Source organism: Klebsiella sp. B345, assembly GCF_051131735.1.
Taxonomy (GTDB): Bacteria; Pseudomonadota; Gammaproteobacteria; order Enterobacterales; family Enterobacteriaceae; genus Klebsiella.
Genome location: NZ_CP180443.1, coordinates 352,629 through 377,290 on the forward strand (window position 1 = coordinate 352,629; position 24,662 = coordinate 377,290).

The 24,662-nt window shown below is 55.8% G+C and carries 20 protein-coding genes; 14 read left to right on the forward strand and 6 right to left on the reverse strand.

Going from position 1 to position 24,662, the window contains the following annotated elements:
- Positions 1 to 19: 19 nt before the first annotated feature.
- The 3 genes from ACMYSO_RS01645 to ACMYSO_RS01655 all read left to right on the forward strand — a co-directional run bounded on the left by ACMYSO_RS01645 (position 20) and on the right by ACMYSO_RS01655 (position 2,756).
- A complete protein-coding gene (locus tag ACMYSO_RS01645; protein ID WP_434668957.1) occupies positions 20 to 973 on the forward strand; it encodes a hypothetical protein in 954 nt (317 codons plus the stop codon).
- Between the two features lie 167 nt (positions 974 to 1,140).
- Positions 1,141 to 1,398: a type II toxin-antitoxin system antitoxin HipB gene (gene hipB, locus ACMYSO_RS01650; protein ID WP_434670710.1), complete on the forward strand. Its 258-nt coding sequence runs from the start codon at positions 1,141 to 1,143 to the stop codon at positions 1,396 to 1,398.
- Positions 1,398 to 2,756, forward strand: coding sequence for a type II toxin-antitoxin system HipA family toxin (locus ACMYSO_RS01655; RefSeq protein ID WP_434668958.1), 1,359 nt, complete (start codon positions 1,398 to 1,400; stop codon positions 2,754 to 2,756). The genes hipB and ACMYSO_RS01655 overlap by 1 nt, the downstream gene beginning before the upstream one ends.
- Here ACMYSO_RS01655 and ACMYSO_RS01660 read toward each other — a convergent pair.
- A complete protein-coding gene (locus ACMYSO_RS01660; RefSeq protein WP_434670711.1) occupies positions 2,662 to 4,011 on the reverse strand; it encodes a glycoside hydrolase family 10 protein in 1,350 nt (449 codons plus the stop codon). The two genes, ACMYSO_RS01655 and ACMYSO_RS01660, sit on opposite strands and share 95 nt — an antisense overlap.
- A gap of 773 nt (positions 4,012 to 4,784) precedes the next feature.
- Here ACMYSO_RS01660 and ACMYSO_RS01665 point away from each other — a divergent pair.
- From ACMYSO_RS01665 to ACMYSO_RS01685, 5 genes are all read left to right on the forward strand, one after another.
- Positions 4,785 to 5,843: a branched-chain amino acid ABC transporter substrate-binding protein gene (locus ACMYSO_RS01665; RefSeq protein ID WP_434670712.1), complete on the forward strand. Its 1,059-nt coding sequence runs from the start codon at positions 4,785 to 4,787 to the stop codon at positions 5,841 to 5,843.
- A gap of 110 nt (positions 5,844 to 5,953) precedes the next feature.
- Positions 5,954 to 6,868: an ABC transporter permease subunit gene (locus tag ACMYSO_RS01670; RefSeq protein ID WP_434584809.1), complete on the forward strand. Its 915-nt coding sequence runs from the start codon at positions 5,954 to 5,956 to the stop codon at positions 6,866 to 6,868.
- Between the two features lie 10 nt (positions 6,869 to 6,878).
- Positions 6,879 to 8,165: a high-affinity branched-chain amino acid ABC transporter permease LivM gene (gene livM / locus ACMYSO_RS01675; protein WP_434668959.1), complete on the forward strand. Its 1,287-nt coding sequence runs from the start codon at positions 6,879 to 6,881 to the stop codon at positions 8,163 to 8,165.
- Positions 8,162 to 9,037 carry an ABC transporter ATP-binding protein gene (locus ACMYSO_RS01680; protein ID WP_154143820.1) on the forward strand — a complete coding sequence of 292 codons (876 nt, stop codon included), beginning with the start codon at positions 8,162 to 8,164 and terminating at the stop codon, positions 9,035 to 9,037. Before livM ends, ACMYSO_RS01680 begins: the two co-directional genes overlap by 4 nt.
- Positions 9,034 to 9,750 carry an ABC transporter ATP-binding protein gene (locus ACMYSO_RS01685; protein WP_434668960.1) on the forward strand — a complete coding sequence of 239 codons (717 nt, stop codon included), beginning with the start codon at positions 9,034 to 9,036 and terminating at the stop codon, positions 9,748 to 9,750. Before ACMYSO_RS01680 ends, ACMYSO_RS01685 begins: the two co-directional genes overlap by 4 nt.
- 95 nt (positions 9,751 to 9,845) lie before the next feature.
- On the opposite strand, the gene ACMYSO_RS01690 is transcribed toward ACMYSO_RS01685, so the two are convergent.
- Positions 9,846 to 10,484, reverse strand: a complete 639-nt coding sequence (locus ACMYSO_RS01690; protein WP_434668961.1) for a TetR/AcrR family transcriptional regulator — start codon at positions 10,482 to 10,484, stop codon at positions 9,846 to 9,848.
- A gap of 114 nt (positions 10,485 to 10,598) precedes the next feature.
- On the opposite strand from ACMYSO_RS01690, the gene ACMYSO_RS01695 reads away from it, so the two are divergent.
- The 6 genes from ACMYSO_RS01695 to ACMYSO_RS01720 all read left to right on the forward strand — a co-directional run bounded on the left by ACMYSO_RS01695 (position 10,599) and on the right by ACMYSO_RS01720 (position 18,229).
- Positions 10,599 to 11,621, forward strand: coding sequence for an HlyD family efflux transporter periplasmic adaptor subunit (locus ACMYSO_RS01695; protein WP_434668962.1), 1,023 nt, complete (start codon positions 10,599 to 10,601; stop codon positions 11,619 to 11,621).
- On the forward strand, positions 11,605 to 13,392 hold the full coding sequence (locus ACMYSO_RS01700; RefSeq protein WP_434668963.1) for an ATP-binding cassette domain-containing protein: 1,788 nt from the start codon (positions 11,605 to 11,607) through the stop codon (positions 13,390 to 13,392). The genes ACMYSO_RS01695 and ACMYSO_RS01700 overlap by 17 nt, the downstream gene beginning before the upstream one ends.
- Positions 13,385 to 14,512: an ABC transporter permease gene (locus ACMYSO_RS01705; protein WP_434668964.1), complete on the forward strand. Its 1,128-nt coding sequence runs from the start codon at positions 13,385 to 13,387 to the stop codon at positions 14,510 to 14,512. Before ACMYSO_RS01700 ends, ACMYSO_RS01705 begins: the two co-directional genes overlap by 8 nt.
- Positions 14,513 to 14,515: 3 nt before the next feature.
- Positions 14,516 to 15,634 carry an ABC transporter permease gene (locus ACMYSO_RS01710; protein WP_434668965.1) on the forward strand — a complete coding sequence of 373 codons (1,119 nt, stop codon included), beginning with the start codon at positions 14,516 to 14,518 and terminating at the stop codon, positions 15,632 to 15,634.
- 13 nt (positions 15,635 to 15,647) lie between these two features.
- Positions 15,648 to 17,144, forward strand: a complete 1,497-nt coding sequence (locus ACMYSO_RS01715; RefSeq protein WP_434668966.1) for an efflux transporter outer membrane subunit — start codon at positions 15,648 to 15,650, stop codon at positions 17,142 to 17,144.
- Between the two features lie 212 nt (positions 17,145 to 17,356).
- Complete coding sequence (locus ACMYSO_RS01720; protein WP_434668967.1) at positions 17,357 to 18,229, forward strand: NAD(P)-dependent oxidoreductase; 873 nt, start codon at positions 17,357 to 17,359, stop codon at positions 18,227 to 18,229.
- Between the two features lie 141 nt (positions 18,230 to 18,370).
- On the opposite strand, the gene ACMYSO_RS01725 is transcribed toward ACMYSO_RS01720, so the two are convergent.
- The 4 genes from ACMYSO_RS01725 to hflK are packed head-to-tail and all read right to left on the reverse strand — an operon-like array spanning position 18,371 to position 24,273.
- Entirely contained in the window at positions 18,371 to 20,290 is a 1,920-nt protein-coding gene (locus ACMYSO_RS01725) for a heavy metal translocating P-type ATPase (protein ID WP_434668968.1), read from the reverse strand.
- Positions 20,287 to 21,366, reverse strand: coding sequence for an SPFH domain-containing protein (locus tag ACMYSO_RS01730; RefSeq protein ID WP_434668969.1), 1,080 nt, complete (start codon positions 21,364 to 21,366; stop codon positions 20,287 to 20,289). The genes ACMYSO_RS01725 and ACMYSO_RS01730 overlap by 4 nt, the downstream gene beginning before the upstream one ends.
- The gene (gene hflC, locus ACMYSO_RS01735; RefSeq protein ID WP_434668970.1) at positions 21,363 to 22,367 is read right to left on the reverse strand and encodes a protease modulator HflC; all 1,005 of its coding nucleotides are present in this window, start codon (positions 22,365 to 22,367) and stop codon (positions 21,363 to 21,365) included. Before hflC ends, ACMYSO_RS01730 begins: the two co-directional genes overlap by 4 nt.
- A 31-nt stretch (positions 22,368 to 22,398) precedes the next feature.
- The gene (hflK, locus tag ACMYSO_RS01740; protein WP_434668971.1) at positions 22,399 to 24,273 is read right to left on the reverse strand and encodes a protease modulator HflK; all 1,875 of its coding nucleotides are present in this window, start codon (positions 24,271 to 24,273) and stop codon (positions 22,399 to 22,401) included.
- Between the last annotated feature and the right edge of the window lie 389 nt (positions 24,274 to 24,662).

Consider the following 24,662-nt stretch of genomic DNA (forward strand, 5'->3'; position numbering starts at 1 on the left):
CTGAGGTTTTAACGACGAAATGAGGGGCTCTCTGCGCCGTACGTCCACGCTGTTTAGCGCCTTATTGCTGGTGTGTCCGGCCAGTTTTGCCCTTGACGGCAGCCATTTAAAACAACGCTCAAATGCCGTGCTGATGCTGATGAGCTATACCGTCGTGCCGGACGTCACCGCCAGCGACCTGAATATTGGTTCCGGCACAAACGAGAAAAACCAACTATCGATTACCCAGTTTGGCGGCGGGGCCACCTTAAGCCAGCAGTTTCCTGTCTATCTGGAAGGGACCTTGGGTTACAGCCGTTATGACCCGCAATTTGTGGTGAGCGATGGCGATCAAAGCCGTAAAGTGCCGACCAAATGGAACAGTCTGACCGGCACCGGCGGTATTGGCTGGGACTTTAAGCTGTATACCGATAAGTCGGGCGGTACGTTGGTGCTGCGACCCATTTTCAATTTTATGCTCGGGACGATGGCCAGTGATGTGCGGATCGGCAGTTGGGTGGTAGAGCACCGTCGGGATGCGGATTTTAAGTTTCTGGACGGGGGCCGACTGAATGCCTACGGCCTTGGCGGTTCGCTGATGCTCGACTACGAGCTGTTCTCTGAAAGTCAGGATATCGATGTGGAGTTACGTTATTCCGGTATGAGCCTGCAAACGTTCGGCAGTACGCCGGAAGCCGTCAGCGGAAGCTCCAGCGCGGAAAACCTTGGGCTGTACCTGCGCCGGCGGGCGCCCATCTCCGACTGGACGCTGCTGAACAGCCCGGTGCGCTACGTGCTGGAAGGGGCGCACACCGAGTATCTCGGCGATCAACGTGGAACTCTGGGGTTTAACGGTCTCAGCTCCCTTGGCATCGGGCTGGAGCTGGACAGCAGCAAATATCCCGTTTTCATCAGCCGTACCCGTCTGGTAGCACGCTATATGTTCGGGGATAACACCCGGGGCTATGGCGTCGGCCTGGCGATGAGTTTTTAGTTCCTGCTGACCGATCATCGCATTCTCTTGTTTATCCCCTTGTGGGGATATCACCGTCATTATCCCCACAAGGGGATAATGCCCATGGATTGACTTTATCCCCACCAGGGTATAAATAATGCATTATCCCCACAAGAGGATAAGGAGAGGGCGTGAGTGATTTACCGATGATATACAGTCCGGCCCAGTTGGCGAACTACCTTAAGTTAATGCGCCAGAAAAATCAGTGGACGCAAAGCGATCTGGCCCGGCGGATAGGGATTAAGCAGGCCACCATTTCTAACTTTGAAAATCATCCAGATAAAACGTCGCTAACCACCTTGTTCAAAATTCTCCAGTCGCTGGAAATGTCGATGGTGGTAAAGGCGAAAAGTGGCGACGACAACGCTGAGCATGACGACAACACAGAGGATCTGAACTGGTAATGGCAACTCTGGAAACATGGATGAACAACGAACGAGTTGGCGAGTTAGTTAAACAAGCTAACGGGGCGCATATTTTCCGCTATGACGATGCCTGGATGCGTAACCCTCGTGCCAGACCGCTCTCTCTGTCGCTACCGTTGCAGTACGGTAATATCACCAGCGACGCGGTATTCAATTACTTCGATAATTTGCTGCCAGACAGCCCTGTGATTCGGGACCGGATCGTCAAACGCTATCAGGCGCGGTCAAAACAGCCCTTCGATCTGCTGGCCGAAATTGGCCGGGACAGCGTCGGGGCTGTGACATTACTGCCGCCAGGTGAAAACACCGGACAGAGGGCGTTGCGCTGGAAGACGCTGGATGACAACGCACTAGACACGCTGCTGACCGCCTATCAGGCCGATATTCCACTCGGTATGGTCAATGAGCATGATGACTTTCGTATTTCAGTAGCCGGCGCGCAGGAAAAAACCGCGCTGCTGAAAATCGGCAACCAGTGGTGCATTCCTACCGGAACCACCCCCACCACCCATATCATCAAGCTGCCGATCGGTGAAATACGCCAGCCCGACGCGGTGCTCGATCTCAGCGAAAGCGTCGACAATGAATTCTTGTGTTTAGCGCTGGCCCGGGCGCTGGATTTTACGGTGCCGGACGCCGGTATTATTCAGACCAGGAACACCAGGGCATTGGCGGTCACGCGATTTGACCGACGCTGGGCGCAGAACAACACGGTGCTACTACGTTTGCCACAAGAAGATTTGTGCCAGGCGTTTGGCCTCCCTTCATCGATGAAGTATGAGTCAGATGGCGGGCCGGGGATTCGTCAGGTTATGGCTTTTCTGCTGGGATCAAGTCATGCGCTGAAAGATCGTTATGACTTCATGAAATTTATTGTTTTTCAGTGGCTGATGGGCGCCACCGATGGTCATGCAAAGAATTTCTCTGTGTTCCTTCAGCCCGGGGGTAGCTACCGGCTGACGCCGTTCTACGACATTATTTCGGCGTTTCCGCTGCTGGGAGGCACGGGACTGCATCTGAGCGATCTCAAACTCTCGATGAGCATGAAGGCCACCAAAGGCCGAAAAACGGAGATTAGTACGCTCTATCCACGCCATTTTTTAGCCACCGCCAAAGAGGTGGGGTTTGCTCAGGAGCAGATGCTGGAGATTTTGCACTATTTTTCCGACCACATTCCCCAGGCGATTGAGGCGGTAACGCGGACTTTACCGCCTGATTTCTCACCGTCGGTCTATCACGCCATTACTTCTCATCTGCGAAAACGCCACTTACGCTTGCGGACTGCGCTGGCGACACCGGTTTCTGACCGTCACCCCAGCGGCTTTTCAGATAGTTGACCGCCTGCTGGGTTTGCGGCTGATTGAGATAGTTCTCCCGGAACAGAATGGTGCCCTGGATTTGCGGCGTTGATTCGTTTAAATCCAGCTGTTTTTTCAGCTCCGGCACGCCACCGTTGACCATCCAGTCAGGTTCATTTTTGGACGGCTCGCCGACTTTATACAGCGCAATACCGATATACAGCCGGGTTCCGGTCGGTTTCACCACGTCCGCCCACCATTTTGCCAGTACATCATAGCGCGCCGCATCGCGGGCAAAAGGCCAGTAAATTTGCGGGGCAATGTAATCGAGCAACCCTTGCTGCACCCAACTGCGGGTATCGGCAAAAGATTCATCGTAGGCCGCCGCGCCGCGAGTATCAGACCCCGCCGGGTCGTGGGAGCGATTACGCCAGACGCCAGCAGGACTGACGCCAAATTCGATATTGGGATTCTGCTGTTTGATAGCCTTTGAAACCTGAGCAATCAACTGTTGGGTGTTATGCCGGCGCCAGTCTGCCTTTGAGGCATATCCCTGACCGTAGGTGCGGTAGGTCTGGTTGTCATTCAGGGCGGAGCCCGGCGTTTCGGTATAGAAGTAGTCATCAAACTGGACGCCGTCCACCGGGTAGTGCTCCACCACTTCGGCAACGATGCTGGTGATCCAGTCGCGGACTTCGGGAATACCGGGGTCGAGGACAAAGCGGTCGCCGGAAGTTCGGATCCAGTCGCGATGCAGCACGAAGACGCTGGCGGGGGTCTGCGACAGCGTGGCGTTAAGCTCGCTGACGGTGCGAGGCCGGGTATTCACGGAAACGCGATAGGGATTAAACCAGGCGTGCACCCGCATCCCGCGTTTGTGCGCCTCATCAAGCATAAACTTCAGCGGATCGTAGCCCGGGTCCTGACCAATTTTACCGGTCAGCATATCCGACCACGGCAGGATTTTTGACGGCCACAGGGCCGTACCATCCGGTTTAACCTGGAAAAACACGGTATTGATCCCTAGGCTTTTCAGCTTATCCAGCTTGGCAGTCAGGGCGTTTTGCTGTTGGCGGATGCGCATCTGCGGATCGCTGAGGGTGACGGATTCCAGCGGCGGCCAGTCGAGGCGGGAGACCGTAGTCAGCCAGACGCCGCGCACCGGTTCATCACTGCGGGGCAGACCGGGCTGTTTGATCGGCGACGGCAGCGGGGTCACCAGGGATACCGGTGGTTTGCTGGAGCAATGAACCAGCAGCAATGCGCTGGCGACAGCCAGCCCGGCAAGAGTAATTTTAGAGACAACACGCGCGCTACGAGAGCAGTGGATCATATACGCCAGCTCGTGAAAGGGTTGCAAAAAGGGACATTGTCCTATGATGCGCGACTAAGTCAATCGGTGCGACGGTATCCCGGCGATCCTGCCGGCGTACATAGCGTGAAATTTCCGTTTCCGCCAGCGCCTGGCGGGGCACGCCTTGATTTCTATTAACTTCTTGTTAGTTTGTTCACACTACTGCAACAAAATTATTCACTCTCATGATCATTTTCGCACTTTTGCACCAGGCCAGTGCGCAACGGCGAAAAAGAGCAGCTATGTTTAGCTCGCTGGTCAATATGGACGCCTCAGTTCCCGACTCGCCACGTGATGGCAACAGACCTCCTGACTTGTACTGAAATGCACGTTAGCCGGAGGCGGTACGCGTGGCTGCCACGTGTTACCTCTATCCATCAGTAAGCGATCTGGCTTGTCATTTCTCTCTGGCGGGATTATTGCTTCTTCCACCCCGGCTATACCCGTCATTCTTCACGTTGCCTGGATGTTGGCTGCGCCCGTTCAACCCAGTCACTTACCTGAGTAAGCGCCTGGGGATTATGAGCCTCATCCTACGGTCTGCCGCCTACGGGCAACGCGAATTATTTCGGGTGTATACGGCACATACCAAACAGTAAATGATATTTTCCGCGCCATATCATGGCGCCAGGCTATAGATCGCTGAGGAATATCGAATGTCTCTGAAACTTAAAAAGTTAGCGCTTCATTTTGCGATTGCGGGTTGTATGAGCGTGGCATTTTACGCACAGGCGGATGTGAAAATAGGCGTCGCCGGGCCGTTCACCGGCCCCAACGCCACCTATGGCGCCCAGTACTGGAAAGGGGCATCGAAGGCGGTGGCGGATATTAATGCGGCAGGAGGAATCAAAGGCGAGAAAATTGTTCTGGTGCAGGGCGATGATGCCTGCGAGCCGAAACAGGCCGTGGCGGTGGCCAACCGTCTGGTCGATGAGTCCGGCGTTTCTGCGGTGGTCGGGCACTTCTGTTCTTCCTCGACCATGCCAGCATCAGAGGTGTATGACGAGGCCGGTATTTTGACTATCACCCCCGGCTCGACGAACCCGTTAATCACCGAACGTGGCATGAAGGACATGTTCCGCATGTGCGGACGTGACGATCAGCAGGGGGCCATCGCGGCGAACTATATGCTGGATGTGCTGAAGGCCAAAAAAATCGCTGTGATCCACGATAAAGACACCTATGGCCAGGGGCTGGCGGATGCCACCCGCGCCGCGCTGGCGAAGCGTGGCACCAAAGAAGTGTTGTACGAGGGCTTATCCCGTGGCGAAAAGGACTTCAACGCGCTGGTCACCAAAATTGGTGCACTCAAGCCTGACGTGGTCTTCTTTGGCGGCTGCCATCCAGAAGCCGGCCCGCTGGTTCGCCAGATGAGGGAGCAGGGCGTTCAGGCGAAATTCTTCTCCGGTGACTGTGTCGTCACGGAAGAACTGGTCACTGCCGCCGGTGGTCCGCAGTTCACCAACGGGGTACTGATGACCTTTGGTAAGGATCCACGCACGATTCCTGAAGGGAAAACGGTGATTGAAAAATTCCGCGCCAGCGGTTTTGAACCGGAAGGCTACACCCTGTATGCCTATGCCTCTATTCAGGCTATTGCCGCCGCCTATAACGCTGTCGGGACCGATAACACCAAAGCCAGCGAATGGCTGAAAACCAATAGCGTCGATACCGTCATGGGTAAAAAAGCCTGGGATGGTAAAGGGGACCTGAAAGTGTCGGATTACGTCGTTTATCAGTGGGATGACAAAGGCAAATATCATCAGCTTTAACGGCTAACTGACTTTTCCGGCCCTGGAATAACACAAGGGTGTGACTCGTAAAAAAGGCAGCGTATGGCGGGATGCGCCGTCGCTGCCTGTTTACCGGCAGGATGGTGTCTATGGAAGCGTTTTTTCTGCAACAACTGATCAATGGGCTGACGCTGGGGGCCGTATACGGTCTGATAGCGATTGGCTACACCATGGTTTATGGCATCATCGGTATGATTAACTTCGCCCACGGCGAAGTGTATATGGTCTCAGCCTACCTGTGCGCTATCGGGCTGGCATTACTCTCTTATTTTGGTATCCATTCATTCCCTTTACTGATCTTCGGCACTCTGGTGTTCACCATTGTCGTGACCGGCGTCTATGGCTGGACGATTGAACGCATTGCCTACCGGCCTCTACGTAACTCCACCCGGCTGGCCCCGCTGATCTCGGCCATTGGCATGTCCCTTATTCTGCAAAACTATGTGCAAATCAGTCAGGGCCCTAATCAGCAGGGGATCCCGACCCTGATAACCGGCGTTCTGCGCTTTGACGTAGGCGACGGCGTGGTGCAAATCACCTGGACCAAGCTGTTTATCCTCGCGGCGGCACTGGTGGGGATGATCGTCCTGACCTGGGTGATTCAGTACACCCGTCTCGGGCGGATCTGCCGGGCGACGCAGCAGGACCGGCGTATGGCAGCGATCCTCGGGATTAATACCGACCGGGTTATCTCGCTGGTCTTTGTGATTGGCGCGGCGATGGCCGGGCTGGCCGGCGTGCTGGTCACCATGAACTATGGCACCTTCGATTTTTATATCGGCTTTATTATCGGGATCAAGGCCTTTACCGCCGCGGTGCTGGGGGGGATCGGTTCGTTACCGGGAGCGATGCTGGGCGGTTTGCTGCTGGGAGTTGCCGAGGCACAGTTCGCCGGGTTGGTGAACTCTGATTACAAAGATGTGTTTTCCTTCGCTCTGCTGGTGGCGATCCTGATTTTCCGCCCGCAGGGGCTGCTGGGTCGTCCAATGGTTGCCAAGGTTTAAGGGGTCAAACATGGCTGAAGTATCCCGTCAACCAGGGCTCGACATCAGGCGTAGCCTGATTGATAGCGTCCTGGCCGGATTGTGCGCGTTGGTTGTCTTTGGCCCGGTGGTGGGCATTGTTCTCAAGGGTTACAGTTTCAATATGTCGACGCATCGCGTGGCGGTGCTGGTCGGGATTGTGATGGTCGGCCGGCTGGTGCTAAGCCTGCTGTTGCAAAGCCGGCGCGGCCGTCAGTTTCTCGCCCGCTTTGAAGGGGCGGATGATGGTGTCTATGTGCGTCAGGTTGGCTATCGTTCCCGTCTGCGCTGGATCTTGCCACTGTTGATGGTGGTCGCCTTCGCCTTCCCGTTCATCGCTACAAAGTATCTGCTGACGGTGGCGATCCTTGGGCTTATCTACGTGCTGCTCGGTCTGGGGTTAAATATTGTGGTCGGCCTGGCAGGGCTGCTGGATCTTGGTTATGTGGCGTTCTATGCCATAGGCGCCTATGGCCTGGCGCTCGGCTACCAGTATCTCGGACTGGGGTTCTGGGCGATGCTGCCGATTGGCGCCATTATGGCCGCGCTGGCGGGGGCGCTGCTGGGGTTCCCGGTACTGCGTATGCATGGCGACTATCTGGCGATCGTCACCCTCGGCTTTGGTGAGATTATCCGCCTGGTGCTCAACAACTGGGTTAGCTTTACCGGCGGGCCTAATGGTGTCTCAGTCCCGGCGCCGACGCTGTTTGGCCTCGAATTTGGCCGGCGGGCAAAAGACGGCGGGGTACCGATCCACGAGTTTTTGCACATCAGCTATAACCCTAACCTCAAGTTTATCTTTATCTACGGCGTGCTCTGTCTGGTGGTACTGCTGGTGTTGTTCATTAAACATCGCCTGACGCGGATGCCAATCGGTCGCGCCTGGGAGGCGCTACGCGAAGATGAGATCGCCTGCCGGGCGATGGGGCTGAACCATGTACTGGTGAAACTCTCGGCATTTATGCTGGGGGCATCGACGGCCGGTATAGCCGGGGTCTTTTTTGCCACCTATCAAGGGTTCGTCAACCCGACGTCGTTTACCTTCTTTGAGTCGGCGCTGATTCTGGCGATTGTGGTGCTGGGCGGCATGGGTTCCACCCTTGGCGTGGTGCTGGCGGCGTTCGTGTTGACGGTGGCGCCGGAACTGCTGCGTGGTTTTGATGAGTATCGGGTGCTGCTGTTTGGCGTATTAATGGTGCTGATGATGATCTGGCGGCCACGGGGGCTGGTACGCACCAGCCGCACCGGGGTGGCGGTACGTAAGGGAGTGGCGCCATGAGTGACAATATTTTGCAGGTTGAGCATCTGATGATGCATTTTGGCGGAATCAAAGCCCTGAATGATGTCAATCTTGAGGTAAAGCGAGGATCAATTACCGCGCTGATTGGCCCAAACGGCGCCGGGAAAACCACGGTGTTTAACTGTCTGACCGGCTTTTATCGCGCCACCGGCGGGGCAATCCGCCTACATGCCCGGACCAAAATGACCGATGTGATTCAGGTACTGGGGCAAAAGATCCATCCGGCAGATTTTCTCCATCCGTCGGCGTTGGGGTCCCGTCTGTATTACAAAATGTTTGGCGGGACGCATCTGGTGAACCGGGCGGGGCTGGCGCGGACCTTCCAGAACATCCGTCTGTTTCGCGACATGTCGGTGATTGAAAACCTGCTGGTAGCCCAGCATATGCAGGTCAACCGTAATTTACTGGCGGGGATCTTAAATACTCGTGGCTACCGTCAGGCGGAGAACCAGGCGCTGGACCGCGCCTTTTACTGGCTGGAGGTGGTCGGCATGGTGGATTGCGCCAACCTGCTGGCGGGCACGCTCTCCTATGGTCAACAGCGGCGGCTGGAGATCGCCCGGGCGATGTGTACCGGGCCGGAGATGATCTGTCTCGATGAACCCGCCGCCGGTCTTAACCCAGTGGAAACGCAAACCCTGAGCAAAATTATCCGTTTCCTGCGCCAGCATCATGGCGTCACGGTGCTGCTGATTGAGCATGACATGGGGATGGTGATGGAGATTTCCGATCATGTCATCGTCCTCGATCATGGCGATGTGATCGCCCGCGGCGAACCGAAGGAAATCCAGTCGAATACCAGCGTGATTGCGGCCTATCTGGGCACGGATGAAGAGGAGATCGCCGAATGAACCAGCCGTTGCTCGAGTTTCGTCAGGTTGACGTGTTTTACGGCCAGATTCAGGCGCTGAAGCAGGTCTCGTTAACGGTCAATGAAGGAGAGACGGTGGCGCTGATTGGCGCCAACGGCGCCGGTAAATCGACGCTGCTGATGTCTATTTTCGGCCAGCCGCGCATCGCCGAGGGGCAAATTCGCTATCGCGGGGAAGATATCAGCCGCCAGTCTACCCACTTTATTGCCAGCAACGGGATTGCCCAGGCCCCGGAGGGGCGGCGGATCTTTGCCGACATGACCGTTGAAGAAAATCTGTTAATGGGGACCATCCCCATCGGCAACCGCTATCAAAATGAGGATAAGGCGCGGATGTACCAGCTGTTTCCTCGTCTGGAAGAACGTCGAACCCAGCGGGCCATGACGCTCTCCGGTGGGGAACAGCAGATGCTGGCGATTGCCCGCGCGTTAATGAGCAGGCCCAGGCTGTTGCTGCTGGATGAACCCAGCCTCGGGCTGGCGCCGCTGGTGGTGAAGCAGATTTTCCAGATCCTACGTGAGTTAACGCAGCAGGGCATGACGCTGTTCCTGGTCGAGCAAAATGCGCATCACGCGCTGAAGCTCTCCGATCGCGCCTATGTAATGGTGAATGGCCAGATTCAGCTGAGCGGGACCGGCAGGGAGTTGTTAAACAACCCTGAGGTCAGAAATGCCTATCTCGGTGTGACTTAATGAGTGACAGTGTCACGTAGGGTCGCACGACTGTGATCGAGCGCGACGGCTTCCCCGGACGTCCGCTCTCACCGTAACTGACTGTTTCTGCAAAATTACAGGCTGCTGTGCTCACGTATCGCTTTTAACCCCGCAAGGGAGAACAGTGTAAAGTGTGCGGTGAGCGCTTTGGCTTGCATGGCAACAATCTCTTGTACAGGTCCAGGCATGCGATTGCCTGCCACCATTAGCATCATGCAGGGCGCAACCACGCTCAACATGCACGGAAGCAGTCGAGGATCATTTTCAGATAACCCGGCTGCTTCGCCAACAATCCGCCTCACCGACTGAATTTTTTTTGCCCCTTCGGTATTCACAAAATCACCTAGCTGTACCGAAGGAGACAAAAGCTCCCGGGCAAACACACGCCCATGCCAGTCACCTGGGTTACTCAGCTTAGTCAGAAATGTTTCGAGAAAAACGCCCAACTTTTCGTCGGAAGAGATATCGGAGGCCGCAAGTTCGGCCAGCTGGTCACCATCAAGATAATGATGATGAGCAAGCGTCAGTACGGCAAGATAGAGCCCATCCCGGCCACCAAAGTGGTAGTTGATTGCAGCAAGGTCAACGCCCGCATTTTTGGCGATCTCTTTGTTGGTGGTCTGTGCAAATCCTTTTTCTGCAATGAGTTCTCCTGCCGCCTCAAGGATGCTTTCCCGGGTTGCATCCCCATCGCTTCGACGCGCTCTGGCCATAATTCTCAATTTCCTGATATGCGATTATCGCTAATAAGGGGTTTATTATTACACAATTAAAGTTTAAATTAAATTTAAACTAACTATCTCAGGGAACCTCAGGACACGTTTGTTATGAACAAAAAAATTATCGTCGGGGCAGTCGCTGCCGCACTCCTTATCGCTGCCGGAGCTTACTGGCTCGTCGGAAGAAGTGATGACAACCAGAGCCATCTGACGCTTCATGGAAACGTGGATATCCGCCAGGTTTCGCTGGCATTTGAAAGCAGTGGTCGCATCCGCTCACTGGCCGTTGAGGAAGGCGATCGCGTAAAAGTCGGGCAGGTCGTGGCAACGCTTGATACTGAAGCCCTGAAAATTCAGGAACAACAGGCAATAGCACAGCTCGATGTTCAAAAGCAGACGGTTCGTGAGCAACAAGCGGGCGCACGGCCGGAAGAGCTGGCACAGGCCAGAGCGCAGCTATCATCCGCCCAGGCACAGTTGCAAAAAGCGACCGAAGATATCAGCCGTATTCAGCGTATCTCAGCCAGTACCAGTGGCAAAGGCATCAGTAAGCAGGAGCTCGATGCGGCAAGAAGCAATTTACGTATCGCTCAGGCCAGTGTCAAAGAGCGGCAGGCGAGCCTCGCCTTAATGGAGAAGGGAGTTCGGAGCGAACAGCGTGAAGCCTCCGCCGCACAGGTTCGTGCTACTGAGGCGCAGCTGGCTTTATTGCAATATCAGCTTTCACAGGCAGAACTGCGTTCTCCTGTTGATGCGCTCGTGCGGGCCCGTCTACAGGAGACGGGGGACATGACCAACCCACAAAAATCGGTCTTCACCCTGGCACTCAGCGCCCCTAAATGGGTTCGGGTCTGGTTGAATGAAAGTGATTTAGGCCGGGTAAAAGCAGGTATGCCCGCGGAGATCATGACTGACTCTTTCCCTGATAAGCCTGTTAAAGGCAAGGTCGGTTTTATTGCTTCGGTTGCGGAATTCACACCCAAATCGGTGCAGACCGAAGAATTACGCACAAAGCTTGTCTATGAGGTGCGTGTCATTGCTGACGATCCGGACAACGTGTTGCGCATGGGGCAACCCGCCACGGTAACCATCAATACCGAAACCGGGACGCAAAATGAACGCAGCAACTGACGCTCAGTACGTGGTCATCGCTCGCGATCTGGTGCGCGTTTTTCCAGGCGCCAGTAAAAAAATGGCGGAAACTCGAGCTCTTGATGGATTGACGCTGAGCATACGTTCAGGCGAATTGACCGCGCTGGTCGGTCCGGATGGCGCAGGAAAAACCACATTTCAACGGCTGATTGCCGGTCTTTATGCACCAACCTCCGGAAGTCTTACTGTACTGGATACCGATGTGGTGGCGGACCCACAATCGGTGCAGAACCGGATCAGCTACATGCCGCAGCGGTTTGGGCTTTATGAGGATCTGAGTGTACAGGAAAACCTCGACCTCTATGCCGATTTGCATGGTGTCGCCCGACAGGAAAGAGCATCTCGCTTTGCGCGATTATTGTCGATTACCGACCTTGCTCACTTTACCGATCGTCCCGCAGGAAAGTTGTCCGGAGGAATGAAGCAAAAGCTGGGGTTGGCCTGCACGCTGGTACGCTCACCCGATTTGCTATTGCTGGATGAGCCGAGCGTGGGGGTGGACCCGCTTTCTCGCCGCGATCTGTGGACAATCATCGAACAACTGGTTCAGGAGGAAAATCTGAGTGTCATCATCAGCACCGCCTATATGGATGAGGCTGAACGCTGTGCCCAAGTCTATGTGATGGACCAGGGGAAAATTCTGGCGTCCGGTACGCCGGAAGTGCTGCGTAAGAAAGCCCAGGGCAGGACATGGCAGGCGATACCGCCTGCAGGGACGAAGTCGCGCACGCTCCAGGCTCATCTGCTTGAAAAACGTGACACGATTGCGGATGCGGTCCCCAAAGGTGATGCGGTGCGCTTTATCTGCCAGTCACCTGACGATAAGGCAACGCCTGCAGAAATCAACGCCGTACCGCGTGACGCTGATCTGGAAGACGGCTTTATGCTGTTGCTCCATCAGGCTCAGCAGAAAGATCACGATCCGGCCAGCAGCGCTCCAGTGAAAGCTGAAATGGTCTCCGCAGGTGTAGCAGAACATCACGATGCGAAGCCGGTCATCACCGTAAAAGATCTGGTGCGTCAGTTCGGTGATTTTACCGCTGTCGCCAGCACCTCTTTTGACGTCAAGCGCGGTGAGATTTTTGGCCTGCTTGGACCAAACGGGGCAGGTAAAACCACGACATTTAGAATGCTGTGCGGGTTGCTCCCGGCAACCAGCGGGCAACTGGAAGTCGCCGGGCTGAATCTGCGTACAGCAAGGGCCAAAGCCCGCGCCAGAATTGGCTACGTCTCACAAAAATTCGCGCTTTACAGCAATCTCAGCGTCAAAGAAAACCTGACCTTTTTTGGTGGCGCTTATGGCCTGTCAGGGGAAAAGCTCTACCGCCAGATTGCATCCTCACTGAATCAGTTCGGGCTCAATCCGGATGCCATCAGCGGTGAATTGCCGGGCGGTTTCAAACAGCGGTTATCCATGGCGGTGGCCTTACTTCATGAACCTGAAATTGTGTTCCTTGATGAACCCACCAGTGGCATCGATCCGCTGGCCAGAAGGCTGTTCTGGTACACCATCGGGGAACTGGCCAATAAAGGGATCACTATCATCGTGACAACTCACTTTATGGAAGAAGCGGAGTATTGCGATCGTATTGCCATTCAGGATGCCGGAAAAATGCTGGCGCTCGGAACACCGAAAGAAGTCCGCCAGATGGCAGGATTAGACCACACCGCCGATATGAATACTGCGTTTATTGCCATTGTCGAAAATGCGAGAGCTAAAGCCAAAGGTAAGGAGTCGTCACATGTCTGACTCCACTTTTTTTAATCGCTTGATATCACTGACTCGCAAAGAAACACGCCAGCTCGTCAGGGATAAAAGTAATCTGGCGGTTGGTTTCCTGCTCCCCATTGTGCTTATTTTACTGTTTGGCTACGGGGTATCTTTTGATCTGACTAACGCACGCGTGGCCGTGGTTCAGGAGCAAAATACGCTACAAAGTCGGCAGGTTATCAATGCGTTGCAGGGCAGCCGTTACCTCACGGTTCAGGAATATCCCAGCCTCGTGGACGCACAGAAGGCCCTGCTGCAGGACAAAACCGATGCCATTGTCAGGATCCCTTCCGACTATGCAGAAGGTGTTGCCGCAGGGAGCGGAAAATTACAAATCCTGCTCAATGGGGCGGTCACTAGCGTCGCTTCAGCGGCTCAGGGCTACATCACTGGCGCGTTAGGCGTGCAGGCAGCCATTGAGTCGGACAGACAACGCGTTGATTCCACGACGGGCTCGGTGTCAGTAGAACAACGGATGTGGTTTAACGAATCGAGCAACAGCACCTGGTTTATCGTGCCGGGAATCATCGTGCTCATACTAACGCTGATTGGCGCATTTCTGACCGGTTTGCTGATCGCCCGGGAACGAGAACGCGGAACCCTGGAGGCAATTTTTGTCACTCCTGTTCGCCCACTGGAGCTGGTACTTGCCAAGCTTGCTCCATACATGGTGATAGGTGCCGTCGATCTCGCTATCTGTCTGCTTGCGGCCCATTACCTGTTCGACGTTCCTATCAGAGGGTCGTTGATGGCGATCGTTATCGCGTCGATGCTCTATCTGCTGGTCGCCCTTGGCCTGGGGCTGGCGATATCAGGCTTTGCGCCCAGCCAGTTTATGGCAAGCCAGGTTGCACTGATTGCGAGTTTTATGCCTGCAATGATGCTCTCAGGTTTTGTTTTCGATATCCGAAACCTTCCTGTGGCCATTCAGGTTGTCAGTCAGGTCCTTCCCGCCACCCATTTTATGTCGCTCATTAAAACGCTTTTCCTCGGCGGCGATGACTGGCCGATGTTCTTCCGCCAGTGCGGCATTCTTCTGCTTTACGCGGTCGTTCTGATTAACGCTTCACGGCTTTCACTTGGTAAACGGCTGAGATAACACATGATAAATGAATTACAACAGTGGCTGCGCCACATCAGCTTTCTGATAAAAAAAGAAATTCTGACCATCGTAAAGGAGCCGGCCAACCGGGTCATACTGATCGCGCCGGCATTTATGCAGGCTTTACTGTTTGGCTATGCGGCGACCTACGATGTTAATCACGTGGACTATGCGGTTCTGGATCAAAGCAGAGGACAGGCATCGGTAGAAATTCTGTCTCATCTCGACGGAACAGGCGTGTTTTACCGAACCGCGACGCTGACCTCGGCCACGCAAATTGAGCCGATCGTGATGGAGGGTAAAGCATTAATGGTGCTGACTTTCCCACCTGATTTTGAAAATAAGCTCAATAAAGGCGAAACATCACCGTTGCAGGTCATTCTCGACGGACGTAACTCCTCGACGGCAGGCGCGGCTGCAAGTTACATCTCGGCCGTGGTCAATGATTTCAACCAGCGCAGAGCCGGTGGAGTGGTGCCCTTGAGCCTCGATGTCCGTGCCTGGTACAACCCGAACCTGGAGTCGCGCTGGGGGTTAATGCCGACGTTAATTGCTGCGCTCAGCATGATGCAGACGCTGTTGCTTTCAGCACTTTCCGTAGCCAGAGAGCGAGAGCAGGGGACATTTGACCAGTTGCTGGTGACGCCCTTTACTCCGATGCAATTATTGATGGGGAAAGCGATTCCGCCCGTACTGGTTGGCCTGGTGCAGTCAACAATCATCCTACTGATCATCCTGTTCTGGTTCCGGATCCCCATGAATGGTTCGTTGCTGGTCCTCTACATTGGCCTTATCAGTTTCAACATTGCGGCCGTAGGGCTGGGCCTGTCGATTTCCGCCGTGTCGGTGAATATGCAGCAGGCCATGCTGTACACCTTCTTGTTAATCATGCCGTTAATGCTGCTTTCAGGGCTGCTGACCCCGGTCCAGACCATGCCAGCGGTACTGGATACGCTGACCTACGCCAACCCACTGCGCTTTGCCATTGACCTCGTGCGAAGAGTGTATCTCGAAGGTGCCGGGCTGGCTGACGTTGCGTTTGATTTTGTCCCAATGTTGGTGATGGCTGTACTCACGATGCCTTTGGCTGCATGGCTGTTTCGTAACCGACTGTACTGATGCAGGAATAAAGATGAATAACCGTTTTTCCCCTTTGAATCGCCACCCATTAACGGTCATGGCGGCTTTACTGGCGCTAACCTTGCTGAGCGGGTGTACCGTGGGCCCCGATTTTACAGCGCCAAAACCGGCGACGCCTGAAAACTGGACCACCTGGAGAAGTGTTGATCCGCAGTTACTTCAGGTCCCGGGAGCTACTGCCGTTACCGATAACCAGTGGTGGAGGCGATATAATGACCCGGTGCTGAACGCGCTCGTGGAAAAGGCATTAATTGCCAGCCCGGATATCAGAAGTGCCGCGCTGCGTTTCGCCAGTGCCCGGGCGCAACAACGTATGACCTCGTCGCAACAAACACCATCAGTGAATGCGACCGCAAGTATTACCCGGGCACAACAAAGTGAAAATAGCCCTTCAACCCGGGCGTTGAAAGAGGCGCTTCCTGACTCCGACGAACTGATACAGCTGATGGCCGAACCCTATAACTGGTATCAGGGCGGGCTTGATTTTAGCTGGGAAATTGACCTGTGGGGACACGTTCGCCGGGCAGTCGAAGCCTCTGACGCTGATAGCGAAGCGCAAAAGGCAATGCTTGAGCTTGCCCGGTTAAGCATCGTCGGGGATGTGGTCAACAGTTACTGGAGCCTGCGGGGGATCCAGCAGCAAATTGCCCTGGCGAAAGACGATGAGAATACCCTCAATGAGCGCTTGACCCTCATCAAAGCCAGAACGGATGGCGGTGAACTTGATGAGACGGATTTCGAGCGCCAGCGCAGCGAACTGGCCGCAACCCGAGCAAATCTCATCGAGCTACAGGCGCAGGAAGGTGTGGCGACAAACCAGCTACTTCTTTTACTAAACGAACATCCAGGATCGCTTAACGATTTACTCCGCGACAAATCCGACAGCCTGTCTGCTGGCGCTTTGCCGCAATTAGCGCTGGGTATTCCTTCTGATGTTGCCTTAAACAGGCCTGACATCCGGGCGGCAGAGGCGAATCTGCATGCCGCGACGGCAAGAATCGGTGTGGCGGAAGCAGAGCTTTACCCGAGTATCACGCTCGGTGCGAAGATTGGTATGGATACCTACAGTGCCGACAACTTCACCGAATGGGGCAGCCGCGCCTGGTCTGTCGGACCGAGTCTAAATTTGCCATTGTTCGACCGGGGACGGCGCAAGGCTACTGTAGTATTGCGCGAAACCGACCAGCAGCAGGCCGCCGTTGACTATCATAAAACGGTGCTGAAAGCCTGGCAGGAAATTGATGATGCGCTAAGCCGGTATGCCGCCGCCCAGCAGAAACTGACCGAACAGCAAACTGGCTCAGAGAGTGCAGCTCAGGCGCTCAGGCTTATTGAGGCACGTTATAACGGTGGATTAACCAGCTTTATTAATGTCCTGGATGCACAGCGCAGCGATATCCAGGCCCGACAATCATTGGCGATGGGGCAAAGAGATGTGAAAACCGCCTGGGCGGCAGTGAACCGTGCCGTGGGTAACTATCCGCGCTGAGCAACGTTTGCTGGCAAAAGACTCGTCATCGCCGGAGGAACACCTCCGGCTTTTTTTCGCATGGATAACCCGCTGTTTTGGCGGATAAAGGCCACAATGGTAGTGGCCTCGATGGCAGAAACAGGCATACTGGATGGCCTTATACTCCGCCGCGGTGATGGACGTTCAGGTCACGGCAGGAGGAAATAAACCTACACGCGGGAGAAAATGTCATGAGTTTACCGGCTGTCGCCGTTCTGGGACTGGGTGCGATGGGGCATGCATTTGCCAGTAATTTGTTAAAAAAAGGCTTCACCGTTCACGGCTGGAACCGTTCCCCAGAGCGGGGTGAAGATTTACTCGCGCACGGGCTTGTTCGCCATGACACGCCGCAGCAGGCCGTGGCGCAGGCGAACGTGATCCTGTCGGTGCTGACCGATGGTGAAGCGACCCTGCAGACGATCCGCGAGATCGCCCCGGCTGCGCAGGCCTCGGCCATTTTTTGCCAGATGGGCACCATTGGCGTAGAGAGTACCCGCGACGCCATTGGTCTGCTGGAATCCCTGCGCCCGACCATGGTTTATCTTGATGCGCCGGTGTCGGGTACTAAGAAGCCCGCCGAGAATGCCCAGATTCTGGTGCTGGCCAGCGGCGACCGCCAGCGCAGCGCAGATGCCGAAACGGTATTTGCCGCGATCGCCCGTGGTACACAATGGTATGCCGAAGCCGGGGACAGCCAGAAAATGAAGCTGGTGCTCAACGCGTGGCTGATCACCATGATGGAAGGGGTGGCGGAGAGCACGCTGCTGGCGGCAAAGTTAGGCTTTACGCCGCAGGCGTTGTGGGGCGCACTGGACGGTGGCCCGCTGGCCGCGCCTTATATCAAAGGCAAACTGGATATGATCGCCGGCAATGACTTCACCCCACAGATGCAGCTGAGCCATGCATTGAAGGACGCGAAGCTGGCGCTTGATGCCGCAGAAGGAACCGAATTACCGATCCTCGCCAAAATTGCCGACTGTTGGGATGAGGCGGCCGACGAAGGGTATGCCGGTCAGGATCTCGCGTCGGTATATGCCTGGCTCGCCGGGCAGCCGACGGCCTGACGTTTGCCAGGAAAGTTAGCCTGAAAAATCCGCGTGCCTGCGTGAATGTTTCCGCATAGTGCTACTGCAAAAATGACAGAATTCACACAGCGCACGCGTTTTTCATTATTTTATTAAAAATCAATAAGTAATAATCTACTCTTACTTCGTCTCATCAAACTGCAGCAAGCGCCCGGTGTTGCCGAGTACCATCAGAGTGCTCAGGTTATGCAGCAATGCGGCAACCAGCGCACCGGCGCCACCTAACCATCCAAGCGCTGCCGCCACGACGATCATGATGGTCCAGCCGATACCGATAAAGACGTTAACCAGTAGGGTACGCCGACATTTCCGGCTCAGCCGGATGGCACAAGGCAGGCGACGCAGGTCGCTTCCGGTAAGGACCACATCGGCAGAGACCAGCGCGATATCGGCGCCATTGGCGCCCATCGCCATCCCGACGGCACCGGCTTTCAGGGCCAGCGCATCATTAATACCGTCGCCCACAACCAACGGTCGCCAGCCTTCAGAGACCGCTTTCTGCACCTCATGTAACTTAGTTGCCGGCATCGCTTGCGCCACGACATCCTGAATGCCTAGCGATTGCGCCACGCTGTTGGCCGCCGGCAGCCGGTCGCCCGTCAGCATGAGCTGCTTATCTATACCCATTTGTACCAGCTCCTGCAGGGCGCCGTACGCTTCCGGGCGCAGCGTATCCGCCAACAGCAGCCAACCTTTGAAGACGCCATCAAGGGACAGACCAACCAGCGGGCCATTGTGTTCCGGAAGCGGCAGGGGGCGGACATCAAAAGCGGCAAACAGGTCGGCACGTCCCAGCAGTGCCGTGCCGCTGGCGGTGTGGGCGACAATCCCCATGCCTTGCTTCTCTTCAGCCTGCTCGATGATGATATGACTATCCGCCTGAGCATATTCCGCCAGCGCATGGCTGACCGGGTGGCTGCTGGTTGCGCCCAGTGCGGCGGCAAGTTGCAGCACGGCGTGGTAATCGCCGTCAGGTGCCAGTACTACATCAACCAGTTGCAGACGCCCCTGGGTTAGCGTGCCGGTCTTATCGATGATCAGCGCATCGACATCGGCCAGTTCTTCAAGGAAGGCCGCATTGCGGATCAAAATCCCGTGACGCGCGGCGACCGCGACCCCGGCCATCGCCGTGGCGGGGGCAGACAGCACCAGCGCACAAGGGCAGGCAGCCACCAGAACCGCCAGCATCGCCTGGCTATCGTAGGTTAAAAACCAGGTGCTGGCGGCAATCAACAACACTAGCACCAGATAATGCGTGGCATAGCGCTCAAGCATCCGGGTGATCGGTGGTTTGGCCTGCTCGGCATCTTTCATCAGGGCGATCACTTTACCCAGCGTCGATTGCTCGCCGGTGTGGGTAACTTCCATGCGCAGTAAACCATTCAGGTTGATAGCTCCGCCGTAGATCGTGCTGCCGGGGCCCGCTTCTTGCGGAACGGATTCACCGGTAATGGAGGCCACATCGAGGCTGGCATAGCCGCTCAATATCCTGCCGTCAGCCGGCACTTTATCCCCGGCGCGAATTTCAACCACGTCCCCCTGGCGAATGGACTGGCTGTCGATTTCCTCAAGCGAACCATCGTCTTTCACACGACGGGCCTTGCTGCGGGTCAGCTGCGTCAGCCCGGCGATGGCCTGGCGGGTTCCCATCACGCTGCGCTCTTCAAGGATGTGACCGAAAATCATCAGCACCGGCAGCAGTGCAGCGGTCACCAGATCCCCCAGCGCCCACGCGCCGAGCATGGCCAGTACGACCAGCAGATCCGTCACGCCATGCAAATCCGGGTGACGTAGACTGTGCCAGCCCGCACGAAATACCGGAATAGCGACGATAAGCCACGCCACGCCGGCGAGCAGGTCGCTGATGGCGGTGTGCTGGGGCGCGATGTAGCGCCACAACACACTCAACAGGATCAGCGCAATCGTGCTCATCGCCAGGGTCAGCTGCACGGTCATCCGGCGGCGCTCTTCCGGGGTTAGCAACGCTTGACTAAAGTCAGGGTGGATATGGACATGTCCGTGACTGCATTGATGGCTCATGGAAGACTCCCGTAAAGCGGCAACGACTCGAAGGACCCGCCTTTTGGTACCGGCCCCGGTAAAATTAACTGGCTGTTGTCTTGCGGATTGACGGTGACTACCGACCCGGCGTGGGATAACACCGTGGCGATACGATCGCGCCAGATACGTTGCAACATCCCCGCGCCATTCGCGGTGGCGCGCGTCTGCGCCAGCTTGGTGATGGTCTGGGTGGCGACCTCGGCCTGGGCGTGGGTTTCACTGCTGCTCGCCTCGGCCTGCTGGAGCACCCGGTCGGCCTGTTGCTGTGCCTTTTGTAACTGCAGGGTGGCATCATTCTGCGCCTGCGCGACATCGCGTTCCGCCTGCTGGCTGGCGGTCAGCACTGAGTTAAACGCCTCGACCGCGCTATCGGGAAGCGCGGAAGAGACATCGATACGTTCAATGGTGATCCCTGGGTTGTTGCTGCTGTTCGCCAGGCGCTGGATATCGTGCTCCATCATCTGTTTGAGATCGCTGCGCAGCCGGGAACGCTCCTGGGCGGCATGGCTATCGTTTTGCATCATCTCCGGTCGGGCAACCAGAATAGTATCGAGGTCACGCCCGGCAGAGACCAGGGTCGCGGCACGCTGTGCCAGGCGGTCGAGCAGGGCATTGATATGATCGCGTTGCAGGACATAGCGCAGCGGATCGCTGATGCGATAGAACACCTGCATGTTGAGCTGAACCACTCCGGCATCACCGGTCAGCAGATAGCCCGCCCCGGCACCGGCATCGGTTTCGTGCTGTGCAGCGCTGAGCTGCTTGAGCTGCTGGTCGCGCTGCAACGGTAGTACATTATGCTGCAAGATCCGCGCCGGACCCGGTATGATTTCGACCTGGTCAACCGGCTTTGGCCAGGCAAACAGCACCCCGGAGTGCTCAACGGTCAGCGGTTTTCCGAAGCGAAACACCACCGCCTGGGTATCAGGCGTCACCTGATGAAAGCTCGAAAATAACCAGGCCGCCGCTGCCAGTAGCGTGGCGCCATACAGGGCAAAAAATGCGATGCGGTAGGATTGCCCCCAGGCGCTGTTACCTATGGATTGTTTTTTCATGGCGCGGCCTTAGCGACATCGTTGGGTTTTTGTACCAGCGAGGTAAACGGCGCAGAATCAGTGCTCAGAACAATACGGGTGCTCTTGTTGACGACATCATTCAGCGTGTCGAGTGAGCGCAGTAAATTGTAGAGCTGGGGGTCAAGTGCATAGGCTTTGGCATAAATCGCCGCCGAGTCTTTCTGCGCCTGGGCGGTAATGGTCGCCGCTTTAACCGAGGCATCAGCGACGGTAATACGCGCATCGCGGTCGGCTCTGGAGCGAATTTCTGCCGCCTGGCGGTTACCTTCAGCCGTGCGTTCGGTGGCGATGGTTTCTCTTTCGGCACGCATTCTGTCGACGGTGGCGTTCAGCGTAACCGCCGGTAAGGTCAGACGCTCGATGCCGACCTGGATCAGTTCGATGCCGTAGCTGTTCAAGAGTTGGGTTTTCAGCTGATCCTTGATCTGCTGTTCCAGCTGCGGAATTTTCACCTGTTTGCCATCGGTATTCACAATATCAGCGAGGGCATAGTTACTGGTGGTAGTCTCAAGCGCCGAGCCAATAAAGGTGCGGATCTGGCGGGCTGCTTCATCCGGCTGGTTCTGCACCGCGCGGATGAAACGCAAGACATGCGGCTTATCCGGGCTGACTTTCCAGATGGCCCACGCCTGAACGATCACCCGCAAACCATCGCGGGTGCCGACATCCTGCAGACCACTTGACGTGGAGCGGCTGCGTAAATCGACCTCCAGTGGCGTTTCGAAAGGTGCCGGCAGACGCCATCCGAGGCCCGGATTTAACAGCACCCGCACCGGGCTGCCAAAACGGGTAATAATCGTCGCGCTCCCGGCATGCACCTGCACCAGGCACGCGGTTAACAGGGCAAGGATGACTAACACGATAGCGACAGCATATCGCGGCCATTTCCGGGTACGACGAGACATTTCTGACGGCGACGTTGTGGGGACAAGCCCTACTTTTCCGGGGGTCGCAGGCGTGGTAATGGTATGAATTTTCATTTTTGCACTGGCCTTGTTGTATCAATCAGAATTATTGCGCTGAAGGTGAAAACTGACGTAAATCGAGCATCGGCGCATGCTGACCGGCGACCTGACTATCAATAATCAGGAGTGGCGCATGGGAAAGCGCTTTGCTCATGGTCTGGTAACGTCGCTCGTTGATGAATGCCTCGGGGTTAATGGCCCACGCATCATGCTCAGCGCTGTACATGGTCAACGCATTATTGGCATTCGCCTGGACTTCCGTTGCCGTGGCCTGTGACGCATCAATAGCCTTGGTGGCTTTTTGATGGGCGTCATTCCCCTGGACCGCGGCATAACCGCGTTCATGGGCGATCTGCGCGTTGGCGACAATCTGCGCCGCCTGCACGCCGTGGTAGGCATTGGCAGCCCCGGCTGGCGGATGAATCGACTCGATTTGCGTCGAGAGCAACTCGACACCCATGTCGAGTTCATCCAGACGATGCTGGATCTCCTGATTAAGGGTTAGCGCCATCGCCGCGCGCTGTTCATTGAGCAGAACGTCCAGTTGCTGATGGGCGAAATACTGCGTCAGCACCTGGCTGGCAATGCGCTGGATGGTAGTTGGAAGATCGTCAGTGCGGTACAGGCTGTTGATCGCATCGCGATTGTCCATCCCGACACGCCAGATCAAGCGGATATCCATGTTCACAATCTGGAAACTCTGCTTGCTCCCCAACGCGCTGGCGATGACCTGCGCCTGGTCTGTCGCATGGGTGTTATCCCACAAACGCCAGCTGCTCTGTGGGGCCGGGCCTTCAATGGCATCCACGGTCCTGGCCGTCGTTGGTGGCGCGAGCGAAGAGGCGGAAGGTTTTTCGTTGAGCTGCAATTCGTGAATCGCGCCATAATCCACTGCAATCACCCGGCCAAAAGGCCACGGCAGCCCCATATGTAACCCCGGCAATAAGACATCGACCGGGCGACCGAAGCGCTCGTAGACGCCACGCTGATGCAGTGACACTTCATTGACGCTGCTCATCAGCCAGCCCACCAGGACGGCGCTGCAGAACACCGGGAAGAAGATCTTGCCCATCAGGCGAAAGGCCTGGATTTTGCTGATATCCACACCGAAGTGCTGCATGATTTTTTTGCGGATCAGCAGCAGCGGATTCAGCGGCCAACGATAGTATTCTGCGAGCAGGCTCTGGGTTAAGAAGGGGCGGGCTTTATCTGGCGCCGGGATGACCAGCATGGCGGCCAGCGATCGCAGGAAGAATTCAACGGCAATCAGCAGGACGATGGCGCTGGCCAGTTGCACGATCCAGCCGGCAGGCGTCGGGGCGAAACACGACACCGCGAGGGCGATGGTTATCAGCAGACAAATGCTAAGTAACGCCCGCAGCAAACCGATGCAGGCGCTTTTCTGGGGCCAGTGGCGGATGCGGCGCAGGCTCATCATGCGTTCACCCACTAACAGCGCGAAGCAGATCGCCAGCAACGCCAGGCTCACCGGGATCAGTGCGCTCTTCAGCGGGGGTTGTGCCGCGCTAATCAACGCATTGTGACTGACGATGGAAATAGCCAGCAGGGCGCAGAGGGCGGTTAACAGCAGTTGATAGCCATGACCCGTCCAGAGCCGAACCTGCGGCGAACGCCAGAGTCTGAATCGTTTGCCGGCGGCGTTATCTTTATCCGCCAGTGAGGTTAACGCCGGTGGGCAGTGGCGGAGGGCGTTTTCGATCACCGCGCATATCAGTAACAGTGCGGCAATCAGAGGGCGGGCAAATATAAACCAGATATTTTGCTGCGCGTGCGGTAAGTCAAAATAACAGCTGGCTCCCGCCAACAGCAGAAGAATGAAAATGACGGCCCGACACCACAATAAACGTGAACGTAACCGAATATTTGTGCCGCTGAGTAGATGTTGGTGGCTAGACACCATAGAGACTCCATTGTCAGTCAGAACAAGACACTAAAAATACCGGCCGACTTACCAGGCAAACCAGCGGGCATTATTTAATGGCAGGGGAAAATATCTCTGGCAGGGGAATGATAAATAATAATGACGTGTTCTCCCTGTCCTTTCGGGGTTTCCGGGTGTTTACATAAATTACATTTACGGTTTCGCGTAGTTTATATCCGGTAGCGGTGATGTTGACGGGGAGTATAGAGGATGATTACCGGCAAATAACATGGCTAAATATGATTAAAAACACTTCTCTCATATTGTGTTTTAATGGTGAAATGTTTAATACTACGCGATTTTATTTCTCAGCAATGACGTCAGATAGTGGAATAATACCGTTCCAGGAATATTATTTAAAAATAAAA

Bases quoted from the DNA above. Each gene is read 5' to 3' on its own strand.
- ACMYSO_RS01645 (WP_434668957.1), top strand. From the start codon at position 20: ATGAGGGGCTCTCTGCGCCGTACGTCCACGCTGTTTAGCGCCTTATTG.
- hipB (WP_434670710.1), top strand. From the start codon at position 1,141: ATGATATACAGTCCGGCCCAGTTGGCGAACTACCTTAAGTTAATGCGC.
- ACMYSO_RS01655 (WP_434668958.1), top strand. From the start codon at position 1,398: ATGGCAACTCTGGAAACATGGATGAACAACGAACGAGTTGGCGAGTTA.
- ACMYSO_RS01670 (WP_434584809.1), top strand. From the start codon at position 5,954: ATGGAAGCGTTTTTTCTGCAACAACTGATCAATGGGCTGACGCTGGGG.
- livM (WP_434668959.1), top strand. From the start codon at position 6,879: ATGGCTGAAGTATCCCGTCAACCAGGGCTCGACATCAGGCGTAGCCTG.
- ACMYSO_RS01680 (WP_154143820.1), top strand. From the start codon at position 8,162: ATGAGTGACAATATTTTGCAGGTTGAGCATCTGATGATGCATTTTGGC.
- ACMYSO_RS01685 (WP_434668960.1), top strand. From the start codon at position 9,034: ATGAACCAGCCGTTGCTCGAGTTTCGTCAGGTTGACGTGTTTTACGGC.
- ACMYSO_RS01690 (WP_434668961.1), bottom strand. From the start codon at position 10,484: ATGGCCAGAGCGCGTCGAAGCGATGGGGATGCAACCCGGGAAAGCATC.
- ACMYSO_RS01695 (WP_434668962.1), top strand. From the start codon at position 10,599: ATGAACAAAAAAATTATCGTCGGGGCAGTCGCTGCCGCACTCCTTATC.
- ACMYSO_RS01700 (WP_434668963.1), top strand. From the start codon at position 11,605: ATGAACGCAGCAACTGACGCTCAGTACGTGGTCATCGCTCGCGATCTG.
- ACMYSO_RS01705 (WP_434668964.1), top strand. From the start codon at position 13,385: ATGTCTGACTCCACTTTTTTTAATCGCTTGATATCACTGACTCGCAAA.
- ACMYSO_RS01710 (WP_434668965.1), top strand. From the start codon at position 14,516: ATGATAAATGAATTACAACAGTGGCTGCGCCACATCAGCTTTCTGATA.
- ACMYSO_RS01715 (WP_434668966.1), top strand. From the start codon at position 15,648: ATGAATAACCGTTTTTCCCCTTTGAATCGCCACCCATTAACGGTCATG.
- ACMYSO_RS01720 (WP_434668967.1), top strand. From the start codon at position 17,357: ATGAGTTTACCGGCTGTCGCCGTTCTGGGACTGGGTGCGATGGGGCAT.
- ACMYSO_RS01725 (WP_434668968.1), bottom strand. From the start codon at position 20,290: ATGAGCCATCAATGCAGTCACGGACATGTCCATATCCACCCTGACTTT.
- ACMYSO_RS01730 (WP_434668969.1), bottom strand. From the start codon at position 21,366: ATGAAAAAACAATCCATAGGTAACAGCGCCTGGGGGCAATCCTACCGC.
- hflC (WP_434668970.1), bottom strand. From the start codon at position 22,367: ATGAAAATTCATACCATTACCACGCCTGCGACCCCCGGAAAAGTAGGG.
- hflK (WP_434668971.1), bottom strand. From the start codon at position 24,273: ATGGTGTCTAGCCACCAACATCTACTCAGCGGCACAAATATTCGGTTA.